Origin of the sequence: Luteimonas cucumeris, assembly GCF_007830035.1 — a bacterium.
Classification (GTDB): Bacteria; Pseudomonadota; Gammaproteobacteria; order Xanthomonadales; family Xanthomonadaceae; genus Luteimonas_C; species Luteimonas_C cucumeris.
Window position 1 is genome coordinate 40,390 of the sequence record NZ_VLKN01000010.1, and the last position, 6,997, is coordinate 47,386.

Annotated in this window: 6 protein-coding genes; 3 read left to right on the forward strand and 3 right to left on the reverse strand. The window is 65.7% G+C overall.

The features are described 5' to 3' along the window. Positions 1-11: 11 nt before the first annotated feature. The 3 genes from recF to dnaA all read right to left on the reverse strand — a co-directional run bounded on the left by recF (position 12) and on the right by dnaA (position 3,923). Positions 12-1,091: a DNA replication/repair protein RecF gene (gene recF, locus IP90_RS15580; RefSeq protein WP_144900587.1), complete on the reverse strand. Its 1,080-nt coding sequence runs from the start codon at positions 1,089-1,091 to the stop codon at positions 12-14. Positions 1,092-1,212: 121 nt separating this feature from the next. Then, positions 1,213-2,310: a DNA polymerase III subunit beta gene (gene dnaN, locus IP90_RS15585; protein ID WP_144900588.1), complete on the reverse strand. Its 1,098-nt coding sequence runs from the start codon at positions 2,308-2,310 to the stop codon at positions 1,213-1,215. 278 nt (positions 2,311-2,588) lie between these two features. Beyond that, positions 2,589-3,923, reverse strand: a complete 1,335-nt coding sequence (gene dnaA, locus IP90_RS15590) for a chromosomal replication initiator protein DnaA (RefSeq protein WP_144900589.1) — start codon at positions 3,921-3,923, stop codon at positions 2,589-2,591. A 240-nt stretch (positions 3,924-4,163) separates the two neighbouring features. On the opposite strand from dnaA, the gene rpmH reads away from it, so the two are divergent. Genes rpmH through yidC form a run of 3 tightly spaced genes read left to right on the forward strand, consistent with a single transcriptional unit; the run spans position 4,164 to position 6,502 of the window. Next, on the forward strand, positions 4,164-4,304 hold the full coding sequence (gene rpmH, locus IP90_RS15595) for a 50S ribosomal protein L34 (protein WP_144900590.1): 141 nt from the start codon (positions 4,164-4,166) through the stop codon (positions 4,302-4,304). A gap of 38 nt (positions 4,305-4,342) precedes the next feature. Continuing rightward, positions 4,343-4,813: a ribonuclease P protein component gene (gene rnpA, locus IP90_RS15600; RefSeq protein WP_144900591.1), complete on the forward strand. Its 471-nt coding sequence runs from the start codon at positions 4,343-4,345 to the stop codon at positions 4,811-4,813. A 15-nt stretch (positions 4,814-4,828) separates the two neighbouring features. After that, complete coding sequence (gene yidC, locus IP90_RS15605) at positions 4,829-6,502, forward strand: membrane protein insertase YidC (protein ID WP_144900592.1); 1,674 nt, start codon at positions 4,829-4,831, stop codon at positions 6,500-6,502. Positions 6,503-6,997: the final 495 nt, after the last annotated feature.

The following is a 6,997-nucleotide window of genomic DNA, read 5'->3' on the forward strand; positions in this document are numbered from 1 at the left end:
TTTATCCGGGACTACACCTGGGTGATTCGTCCGTGTTCCACGTGGAACCAGATCGTATCGGCGTCTGCCGCCAGCTCGGAGGGACGCTCGGTCCCGGTAATGAAAACCTGGGCGCCACTGGCCTGCAGCCGGCCCAGCAACTGCTGCTGATGGGCGCGGTCCAGCTCGGAGGCCAGGTCGTCCAGCGCCACGACCGGCCATTCGCCCCGTTGTCCGGCATAGTCTTCAGCCTGAGCCAGCAGGCAAGCCAGCGCGGTCAGCTTGGCCTGGCCGCGCGACAGGGCTTCGCGGTTCGGGCGAGCGGCATAGTCGATGCGCCAGTCAGCCCGGTGCGGGCCGACCGAGGTATAGCCCAGTGCCAAATCCCGCTCCCGCGCCAGCAGCAGGGCATCGGCCAGCGGCACGTCCTGGCGGCGCCAGCCGGGCAGGAACTGCAGGGTTGCCGTGCCGAGCACGGGCACCAGTTCGGCCGCGACCGTGGCCACCTGTGGCTGCAGGCGCTCCAGATAGGCCTCGCGCCGCGACGTCAGCGGCTCCCCGGCCTCGGCGAGTTCGTGCTCCCAGGCTTCAAGCTGGTCGGCGTGGGGGCGGCTTTTGAGCAGGGCATTGCGCTGTTTGAGGGCACGTGCGTAGCGTCGCCACAGCGGCAGAAAGTCCTGTTCCACGTGGAACAACCCCCAATCCAGCCAGCGACGGCGTGGCTCGCCTCCGCCGGACACCAGGGCGTGGCTGCCGGGTTCGAAGGTCACGACCGCTAGCGCGGCACATAACTCGCCCAGGGACGCCGCTGGCGCCCCGTCCAGGCGGCCTTCCCAGCCTTGTCCGCTATGACGCAAGCCGACCCGGCGTGGGCGCTGTGCGGCTTCCAGCCATTCCGCGAACACCTCCAGATCCATAGCACCGCTGCGAATCAGGCCGTCACGGACCGGGCCGCGAAAGCTGCGACCGTAGGCAAGCAGGTGGATGGCCTCGAGCAGGCTGGTCTTGCCGGCACCGTTGTCGCCAATGATCCAGTTCACGCGTGGGCCGGGCTGGATCGATAAGGGCGCCAATTGCCGCAGATCGCGAATGTCGAGACGGGTCAGACGCATGGGGCGCCCAAACGACACCGCCCGGCAGGAACCGGGCGGCGAGGTTTCACGTGGAACTGTCGTTTCGCCCAGTTCAGCCGACGATGGCCGAGCCCAGGCACAGAGATCTTCATGGCATCCATTACAGCCGCAGCGGCATCACCACATGGCGGCAGCGCTCGTTGCTGGCTTCGCGCACCAGAGCCGACGAATTCGCATCGCGCAGCGCGATCACCACGTGCTCGTCGCGCAGCGCGGACAGGGCATCGAGCAGGTAGTTGACGTTGAAGCCGATCGCCAGGCCATCGACCTTGGTATCGGCCTCGACTTCTTCCTGCGCCTCTTCCTGTTCCGGGTTATGGGCGTTGATCTTCAGCTGCCCCGGCGAGACCTCGACACGGACACCGCGGTACTTCTCGTTGGACAGGATCGCGGCACGCTGCAGCGAGGCACGCAAGGCCTCGCGATCGACCTTGACCTCACGGTCGGCGCCGATCGGTATCACCGCCTCGTAGTCGGGGAAGCGGCCATCGATCAGTTTGGAGGTGAAGGTGACATCGTCGCGCTTGACCCGGATATGGCTGCGGCCCAGTTCCAGCTCCAGCGTGCGATCGCCGCCTTCGAGCAGGCGCTGCAGTTCCTGCACGCCCTTGCGCGGCACGATGATCTGGCGCTTGCCGCCACCGCCGTCCAGAGGCGCTTCGCACAACGCCAGGCGGTGACCGTCGGTCGCCACGCAGCGCAGGATCTTGTCGCTGAGGTCGAACAACAGGCCATTGAGGTAATAACGCACGTCCTGCTGCGCCATCGCGAATGCGGTGCGCTCGATCAGTTCCTTCAGCGCCGCCTCCGGCACCTGCACGCGCTCGGTCGCTTCGACTTCGTCGATCGACGGGAAATCATTGGCCGGCAGGCTGGCCAGGGTGAAGCGGCTGCGGCCGGCCTGCACCGTGATCTTGTCGCCGGACTGGCTGACGGTGACCTTGCTGCCGTCGGGCAGGGCGCGGACGATCTCGAACCACTTGCGCGCCGGCACGGTGATCTCACCGTCTTGGGCGTCGTCGACCGCGACCCGCGCGATCATCTCGACCTCCAGGTCGGTACCGGTCAGCGACAGCTGGCCGTTGTTGACCTGCACCAGCAGGTTGGCGAGAACGGGCAGGGTCTGCCGGCGTTCGACCACGTTGACGACCTGCGCCAACGGCTTGAGCAAGACTTCGCGTTGCAGACTGAAGCGCATGCGGCCCGATCCCTTGTGCTCTGGCTCTGAATGGATGAAATAACTTAAAAGCTGGTGGTGATGGTGTCGCTGAATTCTGTGGGTAACACGTTCAACTATTTGATCTGTATAACTTTATTCGGATAGTAAACCCTGCTGACAAGGCCGGTGGTCAGACCTGCACAAGCTGTGGATAAATTCCGTGGTGCGAGTCGTCCCCGAGTTATCCACAAGCCTCGAGCTCAGTTGTTCACTGGCTTTGCGGCGTCCGGTCCTGGCTCGAACCGGCAGCCGCGCGCTCATTCGCTGAGCTTGCGGATCAGCTTGTCCCAGTCCTCATGCAGCTTGCCGTCGGTCTCCATCAGGCCGCGCACCTGGCGACAGGCGTGCAACACGGTGGTGTGATCGCGGCCGGCGAAGGCGTCGCCGATTTCCGGCAGGCTGTGTTCGGTCAGCTCCTTGGCCAGCGCCATTGCCACCTGGCGCGGCCGGGCCAGCGAACGCGTCCGCCGCTTCGACAACAGATCCTTCAATTGCAGGCCGTAGTAGTCTGCCACGGTCTTCTGGATGTTGGGGATGCCGATCGCCTGCTGCTGCGCGCGCAGCAAGTCGCGCAGGGTTTCCTGGGCGAACTCGACGGTGATGCTGCGGCCGGTGAAATTGGCGCGCGCAGCCAGCGTGTTGAGCGCGCCCTCCAGGTCGCGCACGTTGCTGCGCATCTTCTTGGCGATCAGGAACGCGACGTCCTCGGGGATCATGGTGCCGCGTTCGCGCGCCTTGGACAGCACGATCTGGGCGCGCGTCTCGAAGTCCGGCGGTTCGATCGCTACCGACAAGCCCCAGGCCAGGCGTGATTTCAGCCGCGGTTCGAGCCCTTCGACCTCGCGCGGATAGCGGTCGCAGGTCAGGATGATCTGCTGCCTGCCATCGAACAGCGCGTTGAACGTGTGGAAGAACTCCTCCTGGGTACGATCCTTGCCGGCGAAGAACTGGATGTCGTCGATCAGCAGCGCGTCGACCTGCTGGAACTGGCGCTTGAATCCGTCCATCGCCTTTTCCTGCAGCGCCTTCATCATCGCGCTGAAGAACTGCTCGCTGCGCAGGTACATCACCCGCGTCGCCGGATTGGCCGCGCACATGGCATTGCCGGCGGCGAACATCAGGTGGGTCTTGCCCAGGCCGGTGCCGCCGTACAGCAGCAGCGGATTGTGGGAACGGTCGCCCGGTCGCGTCGCCGCCTGCCATGCGGCGGCGCGGCCCAACTGGTTGCTGCGGCCCTCGACGAAATTGTCGAAGGTGTAGTGGCTGTCGAGGTTGCCGTGGAACGGTTCGATCGGTCGCGGCGCGGCGACTGGCGATGCCGCACTGGGCGCCGGCGCGCGTTTCAGCGCGCCGATTTCCAGGCTGACCTCGGGCGAACCGGCATAGTGCGCCAGCAGTTCGCGGATGCGGCCCAGGTATCGGTCGCGGACCTGTTCGACGACGAAGGCGTTCGGCGCGAACAGCACCAGCGCCTCGTTGCGACGGGTCGCCTGCAAGGGCTTGAGCCAGGTGTGGACCTCTTCGGCCGGCAGTTCGGCTTCCAGGCGTTCCAGGCAGCGCGGCCAGGCATCGAGATTCGGAATAAAGGTCATTCGAAAGGCTGGCCGCACGACGCAGGACGTCGCGAGAGGAAGTCGAAACCGGGATGCGGGCAGACTATCACCGCACCCCCAGTCGCGCACCTGCAGCAAGCGCCGCTGGTCGCACGGCGGATTCCGGAAACGGGTGCCGCGCAGGCCAGGCAACGAGGACCGGCAGGCGGCCAGGATTTGACCGGCGGCCGGGCAAGCCGCTATCCTTGCCGGTCTTTTCCACCGAAAGCCGCCACGCTCATGGCCACCAAGCGCACCTATCAGCCCAGCAACCTCAAGCGCAAGCGCGACCACGGCTTCCGTGCCCGCATGGCGACCGCCGACGGCCGCAAGATCCTGGCCCGTCGCCGCGCCAAGGGCCGCAAGGTCCTCACGGCCTGATTGCTTCCTGCCGGCCGCCTCGGCCGGTGCTTGCAACGATGCCCACGTGTGCCCGCTTTCCGCGTAGCGCACGCCTGACGGCAGCGTCGGACTACGACGCCGCATTCAAGTCCGGACAACGCCATCACGACCCCTTGTTCGGCCTGCATTGGCGGCGCGGCGATGCTGCCGCGCGCCTGGGCCTGGCGGTATCGCGCAAGGTCGATCGCCGCGCGGTCGTCCGCAACCGCATCAAACGCGCGCTGCGCCAGCAATTCCGCCTGCTGCGGGCCGATCTGGCCGGCGGCGACTATGTCTTCGTGGCCCGCGCCGCCGCGGCGCAGGCCTCTCCGGCGGCACTGGCCGCGGCGATGCAGGCCTTGCTGCAGCGGGTCGGTGCGCTGCCGCGACAGTCGACTCCCGCGGCCTCGCCCGGCACAATGCGCAGCGCGGCAAATGCCGCCGCTACCTGCAACAGCAATCCAGATGTCCCCACCCACGATCCGATGCCGGCTTCCGATGCTGGCTGAGCCTGCCGCTGCCTGATGAACCAGACCCGCGTTTTCCTGATCTTCGCCTGGCTGATGGTGGCGACCCTGTTGTGGATGGAATGGGGCAAGGAGCAGGCTGCGTCCAGCGCTCCGGCCACGCCGGTGGCGATCGTGCCCGGTGCCACTGCGCCCACGGCCACCGCGCCGGGCGCGATTCCGCTCGCGTCGGTGCCGGGCCAGGCGACAGCGGCCGCCGCACCGGCGATGACCAGCGCCGCGCCGACCGTCACGGTCCGCACCGACGTGCTCAAGCTGAGCATGGACGGCGGCACCCTGCACGTCGCCGACCTGTTGAAGCATCCCAGCACCGCCGACGAAAAAAGCGCGCCGGTACGCCTGCTCGATTCGGACGCCGCCCGTTATTTCGCGGTCAGTAGCGGCTGGATCAATGCGCAGGATCCCGCGCAGCGTGCGGTGTTCGTGCCCGAGGGCGACAAGCGCGAATTCGCGCTCGCCGCGGGCCAGGACACGCTCGAGGTACCGTTCGTGTGGCACGGCCCGAACGGCATCAGCATCCGTCGCACCTATGTGTTCACCCGTGGCCTGTACACGGTCAAGGTGCGCGATGAAGTGAGCAACACCGGCAGCACGCCGTGGCAGGGCTACGTCTACCGCCAGCTCGAACGCGTGCCGCGCGCGTTGCAGCGCAGCGGCCCGACCAGCGCCGAACAGTACAGTTTCCAGGGCGCCGCCTGGTTCAGCCCGCAGGACAAATACGAGAAGCGCAAGTTCGATGATTTCGTCGACGACGGCCCGCTCAACAAGGAAGTGACCGGCGGCTGGCTGGCCATGCTGCAGCATCACTATTTCGCCGCATGGATCCCGCAGCCCGATCAGGCGGCGTTGTTCGGCCTCAACCAGGCCAACGGCCGCTACACGATCGAGGCCAAGGGCCCCGCTTTCACCGTTGCCCCGGGCAGCCAGGTCAGCACCGAGGCGCGGTTGTGGGTCGGTCCGAAACTGGTCAGCCAGATCGAGGCGCAGCAGGTGCCGGGGCTGGAGCGCGCGGTCGACTTCAGCAGCTACAGCCTGATGGCGACGCTGGCCGGTTGGCTGTTCTGGGTGTTGGCCAAGCTCTATGGCGTGTTCGGCAACTGGGGCTGGGCGATCGTCGGCCTGGTGGTGCTGATCAAGCTGGCGATGTATCCGCTGTCGGCGGCGCAGTACAAGTCGATGGCCAAGATGCGCAAGTTCCAGCCGCGCATCGCCCAGCTCAAGGAGCGCTACGGCGACGACAAGCAGAAGTTCCAGATGGCGATGATGGAGCTTTACAAGAAAGAGAAGATCAATCCGGTCGGCGGCTGCCTGCCGATCCTGCTGCAGATGCCGGTGTTCCTGGCGCTGTACTGGATGCTGTCGGAATCGGTCGAACTGCGCCACGCGCCGTGGATCCTGTGGATCCACGACCTCACCGCGCGCGATCCGTTCTTCATCCTGCCGGCGATCAACCTCGCCGTGATGTGGGCCACGCAGAAGCTGACCCCGGTGGCGCCAGGCATGGATCCGATGCAGCAGAAGATGATGCAGTGGATGCCGGTGGTGTTCGGTGTGATGTTCGCGTTCTTCCCGGCCGGTCTGGTGCTGTACTGGGTCACCAATGGTGCATTGGGTCTGCTGCAGCAGTGGTGGATGACCAAGCGCTACAGCGAGGAGCCGGCCAAGACCTGATTCCGTGCTGTTTCCTCTCCCCGCGTGCGAGGAGAGGATGCCCGCAGCGAGCGCGCTGTCGCCCTTAGGCGGTCATCCCCGCGAAGGCGGGGGTCCAGTGACTTAGCTCTTGCTGTTGTATGGCGGAGCATGTTTCGCAGCGCTTGCTGCCAAACCCGGAGCTTCCGCCCGCTGCGCGTGCGGGTCACTTTCTTTTGCTGACCCAAAAGAAAGTAACCAAAGAAAAGGGTCTTCCCCGATCAAGGCTCACGTAGCGGCTTGGAGCCCTCGTAGATTTTTCGACTCGCCATCCATGGCTCGGTCGGAAAACGGCGGCCATCCATGGCCGCCGCCCTCCGGGTCTATGGAGTGGCTCGGGTCGCTGGTGGTTCGTGCCAACAGCCAATAGCCGCTGCTAAAGTCAAAGAAATTGCAGACCGCGAAAGACACACAAACGCGGCGATCTGATTTCAAGCGAAAACAAGAAGCTCGCTAGCAACGAAAGCAGATCCGAAC